The organism is Pseudomonas izuensis (genome assembly GCF_002356535.2).
In the GTDB taxonomy this organism is placed as follows: domain Bacteria; phylum Pseudomonadota; class Gammaproteobacteria; order Pseudomonadales; family Pseudomonadaceae; genus Aquipseudomonas; species Aquipseudomonas izuensis.
The window spans coordinates 6,629,275-6,647,463 of record NZ_AP017423.2; the positions used below are offsets into that span (position 1 = coordinate 6,629,275).

An 18,189-nucleotide genomic window follows, 5' to 3' on the forward strand; every position below is an offset into this window, starting at 1 on the left:
TGCTTCGGCCTATTGCTTGCCCAACGCAAAGTTGGGCAATGCCCCCACCGGTTGATTGAACCGGTACGGAATCGATACCAGTCCCATCCCGGTATTGCGCTGCACCACGAAGTGCAGATGCGGCCCGCTGCTGTTGCCGGTATTGCCCGACAGCGCCAGCGCACTTCCCACCCCCACCCGCTGTCCCTCACGAACGCAGACCGAGCCTTTTTTCAGGTGCAGGTAAACGCCCATGGTCCCGTCATCGTGCAGCACCCGCACGAAGTTGCCCGACGGGTCGGTGCCGCGGCCGGTCTGGCTGTTTTCGGTTTTCACCACGATCCCGCCACGGGCCGCGATGATCGGCGTGCCTTCCGGCATGGCGATGTCCATCGCATAACGGTTTTTCGGCCCGTAGTGGCTGTATTGGCCATTGGCCCCCTGACTCAGACGAAACGGGCCGCCTCGCCAGGGCAGCGGGTAGCGATAGGCCATGGCGGTCCCTGACGGGTCGCCCAGGGAGTATTCGAACCTTGGGGTATACACCAGCGGCTTTCCGGGCTTCGAGGCCTTGAGCAGCGCCAGGCGAATACTGCTGCGTGCCGGCATGACCCGACGGATCGGCCGACTCGGCGCGCCGCTGACATTGTTCAAACCGGTGAAACTCAATTCGATCTCTACCGGCGCATACAGGTCGTTGCGTACAAACACGCTGTCCATGCCTTTGAGCTGCTTGATGTCGAGGTACACCTGGCGCTCCAGGTGTTCGACCATGCGATCGCGAAAAACAAACACCTGCGAGCCCTGGGTGGGGCGATCACTGTAGGAGACCACGCCATTTGCATCGGTGGACGTGTAGATAGTCATGGCCACGGCCGAGGTGGAGGCCATGAAAAGACCACAGGAGAACAGCAGGCGCGGGAGCATGGGCAGGGTTCTGTCGAGTAAGATCTGGGAAGGAGCCTAGCAGTGGGAATTGACCTGCGTAGTCGACAGATGTTTCAAGATGGGTGGGTCAGGGTGATGTGTGGTGTAGATGATGATCTCGTCGCGAGCAGGCTCGCTCCTACCGTTGAAACGCATTCCAATGTGGGAGCGAGCCTGCTCGCGAAGGCGGACTGACAGGCGATACGTAATCAAGCGCCAGGAATGAAGTGCTTCTGCGCTGTCCCGCGTGCAATCAATCGCGAAATGTAATCAAGCTTCTGCGCATCCTGATCGACGAAGCGGAAGGTCAGTTGCAGCCATTCGCTGTCGGGCTTCGGCTCGTGGGCGACGATGGCATGCAGGTAGCCGTTGAGGCGGGCGGTTTCGGCGTTGTCGCCCTGTTCAAGGTCGAGTACCGCGCTGTCGAGCACTTGCGGCAGGGTGTCGTTACGCTTCACCACCAGCAGCGCTTCCTTGAGGCTCAGGGCCTTGATCACGCATTGCTGAATGCCGTTCGGCAAGCGCAGCTGACCCTGGCCACGCCCTCCCCCGGCTGCCGCCGCAGCTACCGGCGCCTTGACCGGTGGGCTGTTGAGCAAGCCACCACGGGCTGGGGCAGCGGGCGCAGCGACAGTCGGCGCCACCACGGGCGCCTTGCCTCCGGTCAACGCATTCAACGAATCGTTGGCGAACGCCGGAACGGTTTTGGTGCTGGCCGTGTTTATCAAGGCGTCGAGCTTGCCGACCTTGTGCAGCGCCTGCTTGACCTTGGTGATCAGTTGCTCGTTGGTGAATGGCTTGCTGACGTAGCCGGAGACCCCGGCCTGGATCGCCTGGACGACGTTCTCTTTGTCGCCGCGGCTGGTCACCATGACGAACGGCATGCCCTTGAGGCTGTCTTGCTCGCGGCACCAGGTCAGCAGCTCCAGCCCGGACATTTCCGGCATTTCCCAGTCGCACAGGACCAGGTCGAACGCTTCCCGTGCCAGCAGGGCCTGGGCCTTTCTGCCGTTGACTGCGTCTTCGATCCGCATGCCCGGGAAATAGTTACGCAGGCATTTTTTCACCAGGTCACGAATGAACGAGGCATCGTCCACGACCAACACACTGACCTTACTCATCCATAACCCCTTTAAAAAATCCCGGCTAGCATACCGTCTTACTGATGGCACTTTGCCAAAAACCTTCAGTCACGCCGGGACTTTTCGTTCGCGGGTGCTGCTTTTCGAATTCGTAAGCCGCAAACGAAAACGCCCGGCCAAAGGGCCGGGCGCTTCTCTGGGGCAATCTTACTTATCGTCAACTTTGCCCGGAACATTAGCGGTTTCACCGCTTGTTCCTTCAACTTCTTCCTTCATGCGCTTGAGGCCCAGGTGACGCACGTCAGTACCGCGCACCAGGTAAATCACCAGCTCCGAGATATTGCGCGCGTGGTCGCCGATACGCTCCAGCGAACGCAGCACCCAGATGATGCTCAAGACCCGCGAGATAGAGCGCGGGTCTTCCATCATGTAGGTCGCCAGCTCACGCAGGGCGGTCTTGTATTCGCGGTCGATGATCTTGTCGTACTGCGCCACCGACAGCGCCAGATCGGCGTCGAAACGGGCAAACGCGTCCAGGGCATCACGAACCATGTTGCGCACCTGGTCGCCGATGTGGCGCACTTCGACGTAACCGCGCGGCGCTTCGCCTTCTTCGCACAGCTGGATGGCGCGACGGGCGATCTTGGTCGCTTCGTCACCGATGCGCTCCAGGTCGATCACCGATTTGGAGATGCTGATGATCAGGCGCAAGTCGGACGCCGCCGGCTGGCGACGGGCCAGAATGCGCAGGCATTCTTCGTCGATGTTGCGTTCCATCTGGTTGATCTGGTCGTCGATCTCGCGCACCTGCTGGGCCAGGCCGGAATCAGCCTCGATCAGTGCGGTCACTGCGTCGTTGACCTGCTTCTCGACCAGCCCGCCCATGGCCAGGAGGTGGCTGCGCACTTCCTCGAGCTCAGCGTTGAACTGCTGGGAGATGTGGTGGGTTAAGCCTTCCTTCGAAATCATCTTTTGCTCCGCGATAGCTGTGAGCTGCAAGCTACAAGCTGCAAGCTGTTTTGTGTCGTACTCGAACTGCTCTTACTTGCCGCTTTAAGCTTGCGGCTTGCAGCTGTTTCTAGCCGTAACGACCCGTGATGTAGTCTTCGGTCTGCTTCTTCGCCGGATTGGTGAACAGGGTGTCGGTGTCGCCGAACTCCACCAGTTTGCCCATGTACATGAACGCCGTGTAGTCGGAAACCCGCGCGGCCTGCTGCATGTTGTGGGTCACGATCACGATGGTGAATTTGGATTTCAGTTCGTAGATCAGCTCTTCGACTTTCAGCGTCGAGATCGGATCGAGTGCCGAGCACGGCTCGTCGAGCAGCAGCACTTCCGGCTCCACGGCGATGGTGCGGGCAATCACCAGACGTTGCTGCTGACCACCGGACAGGCCCAGTGCCGATTCGTGCAGACGGTCTTTGACTTCGTCCCACAGCGCCGCGCCTTTCAACGCCCACTCAACGGCTTCGTCGAGCACGCGCTTTTTGTTGATGCCCTGGATGCGCAGGCCGTAGACCACGTTTTCGTAGATGGTTTTCGGGAACGGGTTAGGCTTCTGGAACACCATGCCGACGCGACGACGCAGCTCGGCCACGTCTTCGCCCTTGCGATAGATGTTGTTGCCATACAGGTTGATCGCGCCTTCGACGCGGCAGCCATCCACCAGGTCGTTCATGCGGTTGAAGGTCCGCAGCAGCGTGGATTTGCCGCAGCCGGACGGACCGATGAAGGCGGTCACGCGCTGTTTCGGGATATTCATGCTGACGTCGTACAGCGCTTGTTTCTCGCCGTAGAACAGGCTCAGGCCCGGCACTTCAATGGCCACGGTTTCCTGCTCGAGGTTCAGGCTCTGTTTGTCGCGACCCAGGGCCGACATATTGATGCCGTGGGTATGTGCTTCGTGCTGCATGGGAGGCTCCCTGTGCTAACAAATTCGGTTTGTTTAACCACTGGCTTGGCCAATGGGTTACTCAAAATCTGTGGCTTGCGCCGACCCTTGTGGGAGCTGGCTTGCCAGCGATGCAGGCGACTCGGTCTGCCAGTAGCACCGCGGTGATGCCATCGCTGGCAAGCCAGCTCCCACAGGGTTTGTCTTAGCTATCCAGCGCCTTGTACTTCTCGCGCAGGTGGTTACGGATATAGACGGCTGACAGGTTCAATGTCGCGATCACCAGCACCAGCAGCAGCGCCGTGGCGTACACCAGCGGCCGCGCGGCTTCGACGTTCGGGCTCTGGAAGCCGACGTCATAAATGTGGAAGCCCAGGTGCATGATCTTCTGGTCCAGGTGCAGGTACGGGTAGTTGCCGTCCACCGGCAGCGACGGCGCCAGCTTCACGACACCCACCAGCATCAGCGGCGCCACTTCACCGGCGGCGCGGGCCACGGCGAGGATCATGCCGGTCATCATCGCCGGGCTGGCCATCGGCAGCACGATCTTCCACAAGGTTTCAGCCTTGGTCGCGCCGAGGGCCAACGAGCCTTCACGCACGGTGCGAGGAATTCGCGCCAAGCCTTCTTCGGTGGCCACGATCACCACCGGCACCGCCAGCAGCGCCAGGGTCAACGAAGCCCACAACAGACCGGGCGTACCGAAGGTCGGCGCCGGCAAGGCTTCAGGGAAGAACAGACGGTCAAGCGAGCCACCCAGCACATAGACGAAGAAGCCCAGACCGAACACGCCGTACACGATGGCCGGAACGCCCGCCAGGTTGTTCACCGCGATACGGATCACGCGGGTCAGGGTGTTCTGCTTGGCGTATTCACGCAGGTACACCGCCGCCAACACACCGAACGGGGTCACGATCATTGCCATGATCAGGGTCATCATCACGGTGCCGAAGATCGCCGGGAAAATCCCGCCTTCGGTGTTCGCTTCACGCGGGTCGTCACTCAGGAATTCCCAGACCTTGCTGAAGTAGAAACCGAGCTTGGTGAAGGTGCCCATGGCGTTCGGCTGATAGGCGTGAACCACTTTACCGAGGCTGATTTCGATTTCTTTGCCGTTGGCATCACGGGCGGTCAGGCTGTCGCGGTTGAACTGCGCGTGCAGATCACCCAGACGTGCCTCGATGTCCTGATAGCGGGCATTGAGTTCGGCACGCTCGGATTCCATGTCCGCTTGTGCGGCCGGGTCGAGCTTGCCTTCCAGTTCCAGCTTGCGACCATGCAGACGGATACGTTCAAGACCGGCGTTGATCGCACCAATGTCGGACTTTTCCAGGGTCTTGAGTTGGGTAGCCAGCTGGTTCACGCGGTTGATCCGCGCTTGCAGTTCAGGCCATGCCGCTTCGCCTTCGGCAATGACCTTGCCGTCCTGTTTGACGTTGACCAGGTAGCCGTAGAAATTGCCCCACTCGCGACGCTCCAGCGCCATCAGTTCGACCGGGGTTTTCTGGTTGGTCAGCCACTCGCCAACGGTCCAGGTGAAGTCGTTGCCGTTCAGGTCACGGTTGCCGACCTTGATCAGCTCGCGGGTCATGAATTCCGGACCTTCGTCCGGCACCGGCAAGCCAGCGCTTTTCAGACGCGCACGCGGCACTTCTTCCTTCTGTACCACTTCGCCGATGACCAGCTGATTGGCCTGGCCCGGCACGTCATAGCTGGCGTGCATCAAATCCGCCGGCCAGAAGTGACCCAGGCCGCGCACGGCAATCACTGCCAGCAGGCCAATCGTCATGATGACCGCGATGGACACCGCGCCACCGCTGATCCAGACGCCTGGGGCGCCGCTCTTGAACCATCCATTCAGGGAGTTCTGTTTCACAGACTTCTACCTTTCTTAAAGCGACGAGTATTTCTTGCGCAGACGCTGACGAATCAGTTCCGCGAGGGTGTTCATGATGAAGGTGAACAACAGCAGCACCAGCGCCGAGAGGAACAGCACGCGGTAGTGGCTGCCGCCGACTTCCGACTCCGGCATTTCCACCGCGACGTTGGCGGCGAGGGTACGCAGACCTTCGAACAGGTTCATTTCCATGACCGGGGTGTTGCCGGTGGCCATCAGCACGATCATGGTTTCACCGACCGCACGGCCCATGCCGATCATCAGCGCCGAGAAGATGCCCGGGCTGGCGGTGAGGATCACCACACGGGTCATGGTCTGCCATGGCGTGGCGCCGAGGGCCAGGGAACCGAGGGTCAGGCCACGTGGCACGCTGAACACGGCGTCTTCGGCGATGGAATAGATGTTCGGGATCACCGCAAAGCCCATGGCCAGACCGACCACCAGTGCGTTGCGCTGGTCGTAGGTGATGCCCAGGTCGTGGGAGATCCACATGCGCATGTCACCGCCGAAGAACCAGTTCTCCATGTACGGGCTCATGTACAGCGACAGCCAGCCGACGAAGAGGATCACCGGGATCAGGATCGCGCTTTCCCAGCCATCGGGCACTTTCAGGCGAACGGACTCAGGCAGGCGGCTGAAGGTGAAACCGGCGACAAGAATGCCGATCGGCAACAGCATCAGCAGGCTGAAGATGCCCGGCAGATGTCCTTCCACATACGGGGCCAGGAACAGACCGGCGAAGAAACCGAGGATCACCGTCGGCATCGCTTCCATCAGTTCGATCACCGGCTTGACCTTGCGGCGCATGCCAGGGGCCATGAAGTACGCGGTGTAGATCGCAGCGGCGACGGCCAGTGGCGCGGCCAGCAGCATGGCGTAGAACGCGGCTTTCAGGGTGCCGAAGGTCAGCGGAGACAGGCTCAGTTTCGGTTCGAAGTCGGTGTTGGCGGCGGTCGATTGCCAGACGTATTTAGGCTCGTCGTAGTTCTCGTACCAGACCTTGCTCCACAACGCGCTCCACGACACTTCCGGGTGCGGGTTGTCCAGCAGCAAGGGTTGCAGCTTGCCGCCGGCTTCCACGATCACGCGGTTGGCCCGTGGCGACAGGCCGAACAGGCCCTGGCCTTCGACCACCTGATCCACCAGCAAGGTGCGGTGCGCGGTGCTGTGGAACACGCCGAGCTTGCCGGATGCATCGAGGGCAACGAAGCCTTTGCGACGTTCTTCGGCGGTGATTTCAACGATCGGCGTAGTGCCCATCTGGAAGGTGCGAATCTGCTTCAGGCGCTGCTCGCCATCGTGATCGCGAGCCATGAACCATTGGGCCAGGCCACCTTTGGAGTCGCCGATGATCAGCGAGATACCACCCACAAGCTGGGTACTGGCGGTGACTTGGGCTTCACCGTCTTCCAGCAGTTTGTAGCGACCGTTAAGGCTCTTGTCGCGCAGGCTGAAAACATCGGCCTGGGCGCGACCGTTAACCACGTAAAGCCACTGCTGGCGCGGGTCGACGAAGATGTTCTTCACCGGCTCGTTCATTTGCGGCAGGTCGATACGCTTCTGCTCGTTGGTGACTTCGCCGGTCATCATGTTTTCTTCGCTGGTCAGCGACAAAACATTGAGTTGCGAACCGGTGGCACCGACCAGCATCAGGGTCGAATCGTTGGCGTTGAGGCTGACGTGTTCCAGCGCACCACCGGCTTCGTTCAGCGCAATCGGGGTCTCGCCGTAAGGGTATTCAATGGCGGGAGAGATGGTTTTCTTGCCGTCCGGATAGCTGACTTTATAGGTGTGACGGAACACCAGGGCCTGACCGTTGGACAAGCCCACCGCCACCAATGGGTGACCTGGCTGGTCCTCGCCGATGGACGTTACGGTGGTGCCGGCCGGTAGCGGCAGATCGACGCGCTTGAGTTCAGCGCCACTGTCGATGTCGAAGAACAACGCCAGGCCCTTGTCGGAAACGCGCATGGCGACCTGGTTTTGCTCTTCCAGGGAGATCATCAGCGGCTTGCCGGCGTCTTGCATCCAGGCTGGCGTGATGGCGTCCTTGGCGGTCAGGCTGGCACCCTGGAACAGGGGCGCGACGACATAGGCAAGGAAGAAGAAGATCAGCGTGATCGCACCCAGCACAGCAAGGCCGCCAACGAGGACGTACCAGCGGGTCAGGCGATCTTTGAGCGCACGAATGCGGCGCTTGCGTTGCAGCTCAGGCGTATTGAAATCAATTCGCTTGGGGGGATTAGTAGTCATGTTGGAATTGGCCAGATCATTCATTCGCACACCCTAGCGATCCTGTATGACAGAAAGATGACAGTGCAGTGACGCAACAAATCCGCCGCCGGCGTAACCAGCAGTGGATAAAGGAATCAGAAGTGGATGGGGGCAGCTCCTGCCGCCCCCAAGGTGAGTCCGCCGGGGTTGCCCCCCGGACTCAATTTGTTACTTTTTTGCGACTTCAGCGCCGCCTTCCGCCAGACCCAGGTCAGCCAGTGCTTTTGCAGCAACCTTGGCTGGCAGTGGGATGTAGCCGTCTTTCACCACAACTTCCTGGCCCTGTTTGGACAGAACCAGTTTCACGAACTCGGCTTCCAGCGGGGCCAGAGGCTTGTTCGGGGCTTTGTTGACGTATACGTACAGGAAACGGGACAGCGGGTACTTTCCGTTCAGGGCGTTTTCTTCGGTGTCTTCGATGAACTCGGTGCTGCCTTTCTTCGACAGGGCAACGGTTTTCACGCTAGCGGTTTTGTAGCCGATGCCCGAGTAACCGATGCCGTTCAGCGAGGAGCTGATCGACTGCACGACCGAAGCCGAACCTGGTTGTTCGTTGACGTTTGGCTTGTAGTCGCCTTTGCACAGGGCTTCTTCTTTGAAGTAGCCGTAGGTGCCGGATACCGAGTTACGACCGAACAGTTGAACCGGCTTGCTGGCCAGGTCGCCGGTCACACCCAGGTCGCCCCAGGTTTTCACTTCGGTTTTAGCGCCGCACAGACGAGTGGACGAGAAGATCGCGTCGACTTGTTCCATGGTCAGGTGCTGGATCGGGTTGTCCTTGTGTACGAAGACAGCCAGGGCGTCCACGGCAACCGGGATTGCGGTTGGCTTGTAGCCGTACTTCTGCTCGAAGGCAGCCAGTTCGGTGTCCTTCATCTTGCGGCTCATCGGGCCCAGGTTGGAGGTGCCTTCAGTCAGCGCAGGTGGCGCAGTGGCGGAGCCAGCGGCCTGAATCTGGATGTTTACGTTCGGGTATTCTTTTTTGTAGTTCTCAGCCCAGAGGGTCATGAGGTTGGCCAGGGTATCGGAACCGACGCTGGACAGGTTGCCCGACACACCAGTGGTCTTGGTGTAGCTCGGGATAGCAGGGTCAACAGCGGCAACCGCGTTGGCAGTCGCAACGCCAGCAGCGACAAAAGTCATTGCCGCCATCAAACGCTTCAGTTTCATGCCTTACTCCTAGCAGATAGGGTGTGTTATTCGGGGCCAAGTATCAGCAGGCCGTGTGAACACTCTATGGCTGAAATATGACAATTGGATGAAAGGCCAGTATTCCGTGTTTCAACGTATTACCGCGTTATCGTTCATCGCCAGCAAGCCGGCTCCTACAGTTGATCGTTATCGTTACACAACCCTTGTAGGAGCCGGCTTGCTGGCGAAGAGGCCGGAACTAGCGCCCCTTCCTCCAGAGATAAGCACCCACCAAAATCCCGACCCCGCACAGCACCGCCACATAATAAGCAGGCCCCATCGGGCTTTCCTTGAGCAGCAGGCTGACGATCATCGGCGTCAGGCCACCGAAAATCGCGTAGGCGACGTTGTAGGAGAATGACAGGCCGCTGAAACGCACCACCGGTGGGAATGCCTTGACCATCACGTACGGCACCGCGCCAATGGTACCCACCAGCAGGCCGGTCAGGGCGTACATCGGGAACAGCCAGTCCGGATGCTCGGCCAGGCTGTGGTAGAAGGTCCAGGAACTGGCCAGCAACGCGGCACAGCCAAACACGAAGACTCGCCCCGCCCCAAAGCGATCCGCCAGGGCACCGGAAATGATGCAGCCAAAGCTCAGCAGCACAATGGCCACACTGTTGGATTGCAGAGCAGTCGTTGGCGAGAAATGGTAGACCGTCTGCAACACGGTCGGGGTCATCAGTATCAGAACCACAATGGCGGCGGACAGCAGCCAGGTCAGCAGCATGGAAATGGCAATCGCGCCACGATGGTCACGCAGCACAGCACGCAGCGGCACCTCTTCGGCCAGGGCCTTGCGCAGTTGCAGTTCGGCGAACACCGGGGTTTCGTGCAGCCAGCGGCGCAGGTACACCGAGAACAGGCCGAAAACACCGCCCAGCAGGAACGGGATCCGCCAGGCGTAATCCGCCACTTCCACCGGGGTGTAGAGGCTGTTGATCGCCGTGGCGACCAGAGAACCCAGCAAGATACCCGCCGTCAGGCCGCTGGTCAGGGTGCCGCAGGCATAGCCGATATACCGTTGCGGCACATGTTCGGAGACGAAGACCCAGGCGCCCGGCACTTCACCGCCGATCGCGGCACCCTGGATCACCCGCATCAGCAGCAACAGGATCGGCGCCCACATGCCGATCTGCGCATAAGTCGGTAGCAGGCCCATGATCAGGGTCGGCACCGCCATCATGAAAATGCTCAGGGTGAACATCTTCTTGCGCCCCAGCAGGTCGCCGAAGTGCGCCATCACGATGCCGCCCAGTGGCCGCGCCAGGTATCCGGCGGCAAAGATGCCGAAGGTCTGCATCAAGCGCAGCCATTCGGGCATGTCCGCCGGGAAGAACAACTTGCCCACCACCGTGGCGAAAAACACGAAAATGATGAAGTCGTAAAACTCAAGGGCGCCGCCCAGGGCCGACAGCGATAGCGTCTTGTAGTCGTGGCGGGTCAGCGGACGTGCAGGTTGGGAAGGCTGCGCGATACTCGAGGGCGCTGTGGTCATGGCAAGGGCTTCTCTTATAGTCAGGTCTGCCGCCCCAACAACGCTGGCAAGGGCTCGGGCAGGTCCGGCACGATAGCAAATTGTTCGAAAAAGCACATAGAGGCGCGTATTTGACAGTCAAAATGAGAACCGGACGGTCGTATCGGAGTCTACCGACCGATATACTCGCAATTGTGCAATAGCTTGCAAGGGTTGCTGTGCGAAAACGCCTGTCAGGTTCATAGGCGATTTCGCAGAGTTTCCCTTTAGGCGCCTTACGAAAAACGTGACGAACGTAGTATGTTCGGGGCTGAATCGTTTTTCCGAGACGGCTATTCACCCGCTATATATACGAAGAGTCACGGGTCAGAGGCACCCCCGGCATGATAGAGCTCGAACAAGAAGATCCGATCCCGCAAGGCGACCTGGCCCTGCAAATCACCGCACTTCCCCGCGAAACCAACGGCTTTGGCGATATTTTCGGCGGCTGGCTGGTGGCGCAGATGGATTTGGCGGGCACCGCCATGGCCAGCAAGGTAGCCGGTGGGCGCGTGGCCACGGTTGCGATCGACCGCATGGCATTCCTGGTGCCGGTGGCGGTGGGCGCTCAGCTCTCCTTCTATACCCAGGCACAGGAAATCGGCCGCAGTTCGATCAAGATGATGGTCGAGGTCTGGAGCGATGATCCGCTGTCGAGCGAATGGCGCAAGGTCACCGAAGCGGTGTTCGTGTTCGTGGCCATCGATGGCAGTGGCCGCACTCGCTCGGTGCCGCCTCGCGCCCGTTAAAGAGCCTCGTTAAACCCGGAGACCGTTTTACGGTCCATTGCAGTCCTGTTACTGATCGAGAGCTGTCCCATGAACACGCCCAACGTTGAAGCCGTGAAACTGGATGAACTGAACTGCTGGCGCATCCGCCATGGTCAGGCCGAATTGCTGGTGGCCCAGCAAGGCGCGCACATCCTCAGTTATCAATTGGCCGGCGAACCGCCAGTGATCTGGCTCAACGATGAGGCAGTGTTCAAGACCGGCAAAAGCATCCGTGCCGGTGTACCGGTGTGCTGGCCGTGGTTCGGCAACTTCGCGCGCAACCCGCAGAGCGTGCAGGCGATGCGCGTCGGCAACGAGCCGCCCAGCGCCCATGGGCTGGTGCGGGCGATGGACTGGGAACTGGGCGGCATTGAAGCCGAGGGCGAAAGCCTGAAGGTCGAATTCCTCCTGCCCTACCCCGAAGGTGGCCTGCCAGGCTGGCCGCATCAGGTGGACTTGAAGTTGAGCATTCGTCTGGATGAGCAACTGCACATCAGCCTGACCAGCCACAACCAGGGCACCGATTCAGTCACTATCAGCCAGGCGCTGCACAGCTACTTCGCCGTGAGCGATGTGCGCAACGTGCATGTCGAAGGCGTGGATGGCTTGAATTACATCGAGACGCTGGACGACTGGAAAACCGTGACCCAGTCCGGCGACCTGCGCTTTACCGGCGAGACTGACCGCATCTACCTCGATCCTCCGGCGAAACTGAGCATCGTCGATCCGACATGGGAACGGCGGATCGAGCTGACCAGCAGTGGTTCGCGCTCGGCGGTGATCTGGAACCCTTGGATCGACCGCGCCGCGGCATTCAGTGACATGGCCGACGATGGCTGGCAGCGCATGCTGTGCATTGAAACGGCGAATGTGATGGAGGATGTGGTGGTGTTGGCGCCGGGTGCCAGCCACACCCTGGGCGTGAGCATCGCCAGCAAACCTCTGTAACACCACAAAACCAAAGTGGGAGCGAGCCTGCTCGCGAAGGCGGCCTGACAGTCAACATTGATGTTGGATGTTATGGCCTCTTCGCGAGCAGGCTCGCTCCCACAGTTTTGAATGCCTACAAATCCGATTCCTTGACCACCCGCACCTTCGCCGCATCCAGCGCATACGCCGCGTCCGCCAGGTCGTTGCTGACCTTCTCGATCTTCAGCGTGCCGGTGACCCACAGCGGCGTGTAGATATCATTGAGCTTCAAGCCCTTGGGATAACGTACCAGCACCAGTTGATTCGGTGGCGGTGGCGGCACATGGATGCAGGCGCCTGGATACGGCACGAGGAAGAACAACGTGCTGTGGCCCTTTGCATCGGTTTCCAACGGCACCGGATAACCGCCCAGGCGGATGTTCTTGTCGTTCATCGATGGCACGGTCTTGGTCGAATACATCACCGCCGGCAGGCCTTTGCTCTGCTTCATGCCGCCTTTATCGGTAAAGGTGCCATTGGCTTCGGGGGAGTTGTGGTCGATCTCGGGCATGGCCTCGAGGGCCTTTTGGTCCGACTTTGGCATCAGTTCGAGCCAGTCGGTTTCCGGCAGTTCGCCAGCGTGGGCAAGGCCCGCGCCCAGGAAAAGAAGCGGTAAAAGAAAACGGCGCATGGAAGTGCTCGGTAAAGGAAGGACGATTGATCGCCGAGCATTCTAGTCCTCCCGGACTGCGCAGCCGAGAGGACTTCGTCGCTTGAGTCAGTTCTTTTTGATCAGGCCGTAGATCACCAGCAATACCACGGCGCCGACCAGCGCACCGATGAAGCCGGCCCCTTGGCCCGCCTGGTAAATGCCCAGGGCCTGGCCGCCGTAAGTGGCCGCCAACGAACCGCCGATACCGAGCAGGATGGTCATGATCCAACCCATGCTGTCATCGCCCGGTTTCAGGAACCGCGCCAGCAGGCCGACGATCAAGCCGATAAAGATGGTTCCGATAATTCCCATGGCATTTCCCTCTGAATGAAGTGGCTATGCGAAAGCCTAGTCAGACTTTCGCATCCTGCCATGAGAGAACGGCGGTCCCGCATTGGTTCCGCCGCTGCCACATGAAACTATTTACTCGGCAATGAGCGCTTCGACCTTGAGGATCTGCGCGGCCAGCGTCTCGCGGTCCGCACAACGCAGGTTGGCGTGACCGACCTTGCGGCCGACTTTGAACGCCTTGCCATAGTGATGCAGATGGCAATCGGCGATGGCCAGGACTTTCTCGGTCTCAGGCACTTTACCGATGAAGTTGACCATCGCGCTTTCGCCGACCTTGGCGGTCGAACCCAACGGCAGACCGGCCACCGCCCGCAGGTGGTTTTCGAACTGGCTGCACTCGGCACCTTCGGTGGTCCAGTGCCCGGAGTTGTGCACACGCGGGGCGATTTCGTTGGCCTTGAGGCCACCGTCGACTTCGAAGAACTCGAACGCCATCACGCCGACGTAGTCCAGCTGCTTGAGCACACGGCTGGAGTAGTCTTCGGCCAGGGCTTGCAGCGGATGGTCGGTGCTGGCCACGGACAGCTTGAGGATGCCGCTGTCGTGGGTGTTGTGGACCAGTGGGTAGAACTTCGTTTCACCATCGCGTGCACGCACGGCGATCAGCGAGACTTCGCCGGTGAACGGCACGAAGCCTTCCAGCAGGCACGCCACGCTGCCCAGTTCGGCGAACGTGCCGACCACGTCTTCAGCGGTGCGCAGCACTTTCTGGCCCTTGCCGTCGTAACCCAGGGTACGGGTCTTGAGCACGGCTGGCAGACCGATGGAAGCCACGGCGGCGTCCAGGTCAGCCTGGGACTGAATGTCGGCGAACGCCGGGGTCGGGATGCCCAGGTCCTTGAACATGCTCTTCTCGAACCAGCGATCGCGGGCGATACGCAGCGCTTCGGCGCTCGGATAGACCGGCACGAATTGCGAGAGGAACGCCACGGTTTCAGCCGGAACGCTTTCGAACTCGAAAGTCACCAGATCGACTTCATCGGCCAGCTGACGCAGGTGATCCTGATCGCCGTAATCGGCGCGCAAGTGCTCGCCCAATGCAGCGGCGCAAGCGTCTGGCGCCGGGTCCAGGAAAGCGAAGTTCATGCCCAGCGGAGTCCCCGCCAGCGCCAACATGCGACCCAACTGGCCGCCACCGATTACACCGATCTTCATCGTCAACAACCTCAGGCGATGCGTGGGTCTGGATTTTCCAGGACGCTGTCTGTCTGCTCAGCACGGAAGGTTTTCAGCACTGCATGGAACTGCGGGTGCTTGGCGCCAAGGATACTCGCCGACAGCAGCGCTGCGTTGATCGCGCCGGCCTTGCCGATGGCCAGTGTGGCGACCGGAATGCCGGCCGGCATCTGCACGATGGAGAGCAGCGAGTCGACGCCCGAGAGCATGGCCGACTGCACCGGCACGCCCAGTACTGGCAAGTGGGTCTTGGCCGCACACATGCCAGGCAAGTGGGCAGCGCCACCGGCACCGGCGATGATCACCTCGATGCCACGCGCCTCGGCTTCTTCAGCGTACTGGAACAGCAGGTCCGGGGTGCGGTGGGCAGAGACCACTTTCACCTCGTAGGGGATGCCGAGCTTTTCCAGCATATCGGCGGTGTGGCTAAGGGTGGACCAATCGGACTTGGAGCCCATGATCACGCCAACCAGTGCACTCATCGTCGTGCCTCTTCTCTCTGGGCGCCCGCAGGCGCGTCAAAAAACAACAAGCCACGCATTGTGCGTGGCTTGATTGTACGAATTATGGCCGGATGAACCGACCGAAGGCCGCGCAGTATACCGCAATGAAGCCAATAAACAGCCCCCATTGCGACCATCTGTCATACGGCGCAAAGCACCGGTTTTATTGACCTGAAGGTCAGCCAGCTACGCCACAAATCCCTGTGGGAGCGGGCTTGCCCGCGAAGGGGCCGGCATATTCGACATAAAGGTATGGAGTGCCGACGCCATCGCTGGCAAGCCAGCTCCCACAGGCGCCCTTTTTTGTTCAAGAACTCGAACCCACAGTACCTTGCGCCGCGCCCCCTTCGAGTTTACGCCACAACAACCGCACATTCGCCTTGCGCACCAACGCGCAGCGGTACAGACGAATCTCCAGCGGCACATGCCATTGCGGACCGCCGCACACTACCAGTTCACCCCGAGCCAATTCAGCGCGGACACTGAGCTGTGGCACCCAGGCAATGCCGAGCCCTTCCAGCGCCATGCTTTTGAGGCTGTCGGCCATCGCGGTTTCGTAGATGGTGGTAAAGCGCAATGCACGTTGACGCAGCAGCATGTTCACGGAACGGCCGAGAAAGGCTCCGGCGCTATAGGCCAGCAACGGCACGCTGCCCTCGCCCTCCAGATCGAACAGCGGCTTGCCGTCGGCGTCGGCGGCGCATACCGGCAACATCTCGGTATGACCAAGGTGCAATGACGGGAAGATTTCCGGGTCCATCTGCATCGCTGCATCCGGATCGTAAAACGCCAGCATCAGGTCGCAGCCACCTTCACGCAGTGCATGCACCGCGTCACCGACGTTGGTCGCCACCAGTCGCGTGGCGATGTTCAGGCCTTCGTTGCGCAACTGCGCAATCCAGCGCGGGAAGAATCCCAGTGCCAACGAGTGTGCGGCGGCTACCTGCATTACTTCGCCCTGCCCGCCTTCCAGATGATGAAGATGACGCAGCACTTCACCCAGCTGTTCGACCACGGTGCGCGCGGTAACCAGAAACAACTGCCCCGCCGCCGTCAGCTCGATCGGGGTGCGCGAGCGATTGACCAGCGTGAGGCCCAATGCGGCTTCCAGGCTGCGGATCCGCCGACTGAAGGCCGGCTGGGTCACGAAGCGCCGTTCCGCCGCCTGGGAGAAGCTGCGGGTGGCGGCCAGGGCACTGAAGTCCTCCAGCCATTTACTTTCCAGATTCATCACGTCCTCCCGGACACGCACCAATTTAGGTCACACGCTCGCCGCGAACGCGGCGTCACACGGGCATTATGCCGAATATGCATAGGCCAGTGTTTAACAGCATTGGCCCAAAATTCTCCACGAGCCTAGCATTTGCAGTGTTCCGGCACAGACCGGGTCCATATCGAGATGATTTCTATCATGTCCTCCGCTGCATCATTCCGCACAGAAAAAGACCTGCTTGGCGTACTCGAAGTACCGGCTCAAGCGTATTACGGCATCCAGACCCTGCGAGCGGTGAACAACTTCCGCCTCTCCGGTGTTCCGATTTCGCATTACCCGAAGCTGGTTGTCGGCCTGGCGATGGTCAAACAAGCCGCCGCTGACGCCAACCGCGAGCTGGGTCACCTGAGCGAAGCCAAGCACGCTGCCATCAGCGAAGCCTGTGCCCGTCTGATCCGCGGCGATTTCCACGATGAGTTCGTGGTGGACATGATTCAAGGCGGCGCTGGCACTTCGACCAACATGAATGCCAACGAAGTCATCGCCAACATCGCGCTGGAGGCCATGGGTCACCAGAAGGGCGAATACCAATACCTGCACCCGAACAACGACGTGAACATGGCGCAGTCGACCAACGACGCCTACCCGACGGCCATCCGCCTGGGTCTGCTGTTGGGCCACGACGCGCTGCTGGCCAGCCTCGACAGCCTGATCCAGTCGTTCGCCGCCAAGGGTGAAGAATTCAGCCACGTCCTGAAGATGGGTCGTACCCAACTGCAAGACGCCGTGCCAATGACCCTGGGCCAGGAATTCCGCGCTTTCGCCACCACCCTGGGCGAAGACCTGGCGCGCCTCAAGACACTGGCGCCTGAGCTGCTCACCGAAGTGAACCTGGGCGGCACCGCCATCGGTACCGGCATCAACGCCGACCCGCGTTACCAGCACCTGGCCGTTCAGCGCCTGGCCACCATCAGCGGTCATCCGCTGGTACCGGCAGCCGACCTGATCGAAGCCACTTCCGACATGGGCGCCTTCGTACTGTTCTCCGGCATGCTCAAGCGCACCGCGGTCAAGCTGTCGAAAATCTGCAACGACCTGCGCCTGCTGTCCAGCGGCCCACGCACCGGCATCAACGAAATCAACCTGCCGGCGCGTCAGCCAGGCAGCTCGATCATGCCAGGCAAGGTCAACCCGGTTATCCCGGAAGCCGTGAACCAGGTGGCGTTCCAGATCATCGGCAACGACTTGGCCCTGACCATCGCGGCCGAAGGCGGCCAGCTGCAACTGAACGTGATGGAGCCGCTGATCGCCTTCAAGATCTTCGACTCGATCCGCCTGCTGCAACGCGCCATGGACATGCTGCGCGAGCACTGCATCACCGGCATCACCGCCAACGAAGAACGCTGCCGTGAACTGGTCGAGCACTCGATCGGCCTGGTGACCGCGCTGAACCCGTACATCGGCTATGAAAACGCCACCCGTATCGCCCGCATTGCTCTTGAAAGCGGCCGCGGCGTGCTGGAACTGGTGCGCGAAGAAGGCTTGCTCGACGACGCCATGCTCGCCGACATCCTGCGCCCGGAAAACATGATTGCCCCGCGTCTGGTTCCGCTTAAAGCCTGATCCGACGCGTTACTCGTAGCACCGCTCACCAGGTCGAGGGACTAGACACCTCTCACCTTTTGAGGGCTTGGAGATCACTCTCCAGGCCCTTTTTTTTACCCTTATTGCTCCCACAAGAGCAGCAACTCGCTTCATTGAATGCACCACAATCGTGCAGACGGACGGTACTGTCATC

16 protein-coding genes are annotated in these 18,189 nt (G+C 60.4%); 3 read left to right on the top strand and 13 right to left on the bottom strand.

The genetic code is table 11. The annotated features are described in order from the left end of the window. Window positions 1–9 precede the first annotated feature (9 nt). The 8 genes from LAB08_RS29785 to LAB08_RS29820 form a co-directional block, all read right to left on the bottom strand. Window positions 10–906, bottom strand: coding sequence for a peptidoglycan DD-metalloendopeptidase family protein (locus tag LAB08_RS29785; RefSeq protein ID WP_096514193.1), 897 nt, complete (start codon window positions 904–906; stop codon window positions 10–12). A 209-nt stretch (window positions 907–1,115) separates the two neighbouring features. Next, window positions 1,116–2,027: a response regulator gene (locus LAB08_RS29790; protein ID WP_096514192.1), complete on the bottom strand. Its 912-nt coding sequence runs from the start codon at window positions 2,025–2,027 to the stop codon at window positions 1,116–1,118. Between the two features lie 168 nt (window positions 2,028–2,195). Further along, a complete protein-coding gene (phoU, locus tag LAB08_RS29795) occupies window positions 2,196–2,957 on the bottom strand; it encodes a phosphate signaling complex protein PhoU (RefSeq protein ID WP_008030696.1) in 762 nt (253 codons plus the stop codon). A 109-nt stretch (window positions 2,958–3,066) separates the two neighbouring features. Further along, on the bottom strand, window positions 3,067–3,900 hold the full coding sequence (pstB, locus tag LAB08_RS29800; protein ID WP_096514191.1) for a phosphate ABC transporter ATP-binding protein PstB: 834 nt from the start codon (window positions 3,898–3,900) through the stop codon (window positions 3,067–3,069). A 184-nt stretch (window positions 3,901–4,084) separates the two neighbouring features. Beyond that, window positions 4,085–5,755, bottom strand: a complete 1,671-nt coding sequence (gene pstA, locus LAB08_RS29805; protein ID WP_096514190.1) for a phosphate ABC transporter permease PstA — start codon at window positions 5,753–5,755, stop codon at window positions 4,085–4,087. A 15-nt stretch (window positions 5,756–5,770) separates the two neighbouring features. Next, complete coding sequence (locus LAB08_RS29810; protein WP_096514189.1) at window positions 5,771–8,053, bottom strand: ABC transporter permease subunit; 2,283 nt, start codon at window positions 8,051–8,053, stop codon at window positions 5,771–5,773. Between the two features lie 165 nt (window positions 8,054–8,218). Beyond that, window positions 8,219–9,220 (bottom strand): phosphate ABC transporter substrate-binding protein PstS family protein, encoded by a 1,002-nt coding sequence (locus tag LAB08_RS29815; RefSeq protein WP_096514188.1) that lies wholly within the window; start codon window positions 9,218–9,220, stop codon window positions 8,219–8,221. A 220-nt stretch (window positions 9,221–9,440) separates the two neighbouring features. After that, window positions 9,441–10,739: an MFS transporter gene (locus LAB08_RS29820; protein ID WP_096514187.1), complete on the bottom strand. Its 1,299-nt coding sequence runs from the start codon at window positions 10,737–10,739 to the stop codon at window positions 9,441–9,443. Window positions 10,740–11,101: 362 nt separating this feature from the next. Between LAB08_RS29820 and LAB08_RS29825 the strand changes: the two genes are divergently transcribed. Further along, window positions 11,102–11,506 carry an acyl-CoA thioesterase gene (locus tag LAB08_RS29825; RefSeq protein WP_096514186.1) on the top strand — a complete coding sequence of 135 codons (405 nt, stop codon included), beginning with the start codon at window positions 11,102–11,104 and terminating at the stop codon, window positions 11,504–11,506. A gap of 69 nt (window positions 11,507–11,575) precedes the next feature. Then, complete coding sequence (locus LAB08_RS29830; RefSeq protein WP_096514185.1) at window positions 11,576–12,475, top strand: D-hexose-6-phosphate mutarotase; 900 nt, start codon at window positions 11,576–11,578, stop codon at window positions 12,473–12,475. Window positions 12,476–12,590: 115 nt separating this feature from the next. Here LAB08_RS29830 and LAB08_RS29835 read toward each other — a convergent pair whose 3' ends face one another. The 5 genes from LAB08_RS29835 to LAB08_RS29855 form a co-directional block, all read right to left on the bottom strand. Further along, window positions 12,591–13,127 (bottom strand): DUF3299 domain-containing protein, encoded by a 537-nt coding sequence (locus LAB08_RS29835; RefSeq protein WP_096514184.1) that lies wholly within the window; start codon window positions 13,125–13,127, stop codon window positions 12,591–12,593. Window positions 13,128–13,214: 87 nt separating this feature from the next. Beyond that, entirely contained in the window at window positions 13,215–13,460 is a 246-nt protein-coding gene (locus tag LAB08_RS29840; RefSeq protein WP_008030708.1) for a GlsB/YeaQ/YmgE family stress response membrane protein, read from the bottom strand. 111 nt (window positions 13,461–13,571) lie between these two features. Further along, entirely contained in the window at window positions 13,572–14,654 is a 1,083-nt protein-coding gene (locus tag LAB08_RS29845; RefSeq protein WP_096514183.1) for a 5-(carboxyamino)imidazole ribonucleotide synthase, read from the bottom strand. Between the two features lie 11 nt (window positions 14,655–14,665). Further along, window positions 14,666–15,157, bottom strand: coding sequence for a 5-(carboxyamino)imidazole ribonucleotide mutase (purE, locus tag LAB08_RS29850; RefSeq protein ID WP_007971731.1), 492 nt, complete (start codon window positions 15,155–15,157; stop codon window positions 14,666–14,668). A gap of 328 nt (window positions 15,158–15,485) precedes the next feature. Continuing rightward, the gene (locus LAB08_RS29855; protein ID WP_096514182.1) at window positions 15,486–16,409 is read right to left on the bottom strand and encodes a LysR substrate-binding domain-containing protein; all 924 of its coding nucleotides are present in this window, start codon (window positions 16,407–16,409) and stop codon (window positions 15,486–15,488) included. Window positions 16,410–16,589: 180 nt separating this feature from the next. Between LAB08_RS29855 and aspA the strand changes: the two genes are divergently transcribed. Then, the gene (gene aspA / locus LAB08_RS29860; protein WP_096514181.1) at window positions 16,590–18,014 is read left to right on the top strand and encodes an aspartate ammonia-lyase; all 1,425 of its coding nucleotides are present in this window, start codon (window positions 16,590–16,592) and stop codon (window positions 18,012–18,014) included. Window positions 18,015–18,189 lie beyond the last annotated feature (175 nt).

Bases quoted from the DNA above. Each gene is read 5' to 3' on its own strand.
- LAB08_RS29785 (WP_096514193.1), bottom strand. From the start codon at position 906: ATGCTCCCGCGCCTGCTGTTCTCCTGTGGTCTTTTCATGGCCTCCACC.
- LAB08_RS29790 (WP_096514192.1), bottom strand. From the start codon at position 2,027: ATGAGTAAGGTCAGTGTGTTGGTCGTGGACGATGCCTCGTTCATTCGT.
- phoU (WP_008030696.1), bottom strand. From the start codon at position 2,957: ATGATTTCGAAGGAAGGCTTAACCCACCACATCTCCCAGCAGTTCAAC.
- pstB (WP_096514191.1), bottom strand. From the start codon at position 3,900: ATGCAGCACGAAGCACATACCCACGGCATCAATATGTCGGCCCTGGGT.
- LAB08_RS29810 (WP_096514189.1), bottom strand. From the start codon at position 8,053: ATGAATGATCTGGCCAATTCCAACATGACTACTAATCCCCCCAAGCGA.
- LAB08_RS29815 (WP_096514188.1), bottom strand. From the start codon at position 9,220: ATGAAACTGAAGCGTTTGATGGCGGCAATGACTTTTGTCGCTGCTGGC.
- LAB08_RS29820 (WP_096514187.1), bottom strand. From the start codon at position 10,739: ATGACCACAGCGCCCTCGAGTATCGCGCAGCCTTCCCAACCTGCACGT.
- LAB08_RS29825 (WP_096514186.1), top strand. From the start codon at position 11,102: ATGATAGAGCTCGAACAAGAAGATCCGATCCCGCAAGGCGACCTGGCC.
- LAB08_RS29830 (WP_096514185.1), top strand. From the start codon at position 11,576: ATGAACACGCCCAACGTTGAAGCCGTGAAACTGGATGAACTGAACTGC.
- LAB08_RS29835 (WP_096514184.1), bottom strand. From the start codon at position 13,127: ATGCGCCGTTTTCTTTTACCGCTTCTTTTCCTGGGCGCGGGCCTTGCC.
- LAB08_RS29840 (WP_008030708.1), bottom strand. From the start codon at position 13,460: ATGGGAATTATCGGAACCATCTTTATCGGCTTGATCGTCGGCCTGCTG.
- LAB08_RS29845 (WP_096514183.1), bottom strand. From the start codon at position 14,654: ATGAAGATCGGTGTAATCGGTGGCGGCCAGTTGGGTCGCATGTTGGCG.
- purE (WP_007971731.1), bottom strand. From the start codon at position 15,157: ATGAGTGCACTGGTTGGCGTGATCATGGGCTCCAAGTCCGATTGGTCC.
- LAB08_RS29855 (WP_096514182.1), bottom strand. From the start codon at position 16,409: ATGAATCTGGAAAGTAAATGGCTGGAGGACTTCAGTGCCCTGGCCGCC.
- aspA (WP_096514181.1), top strand. From the start codon at position 16,590: ATGTCCTCCGCTGCATCATTCCGCACAGAAAAAGACCTGCTTGGCGTA.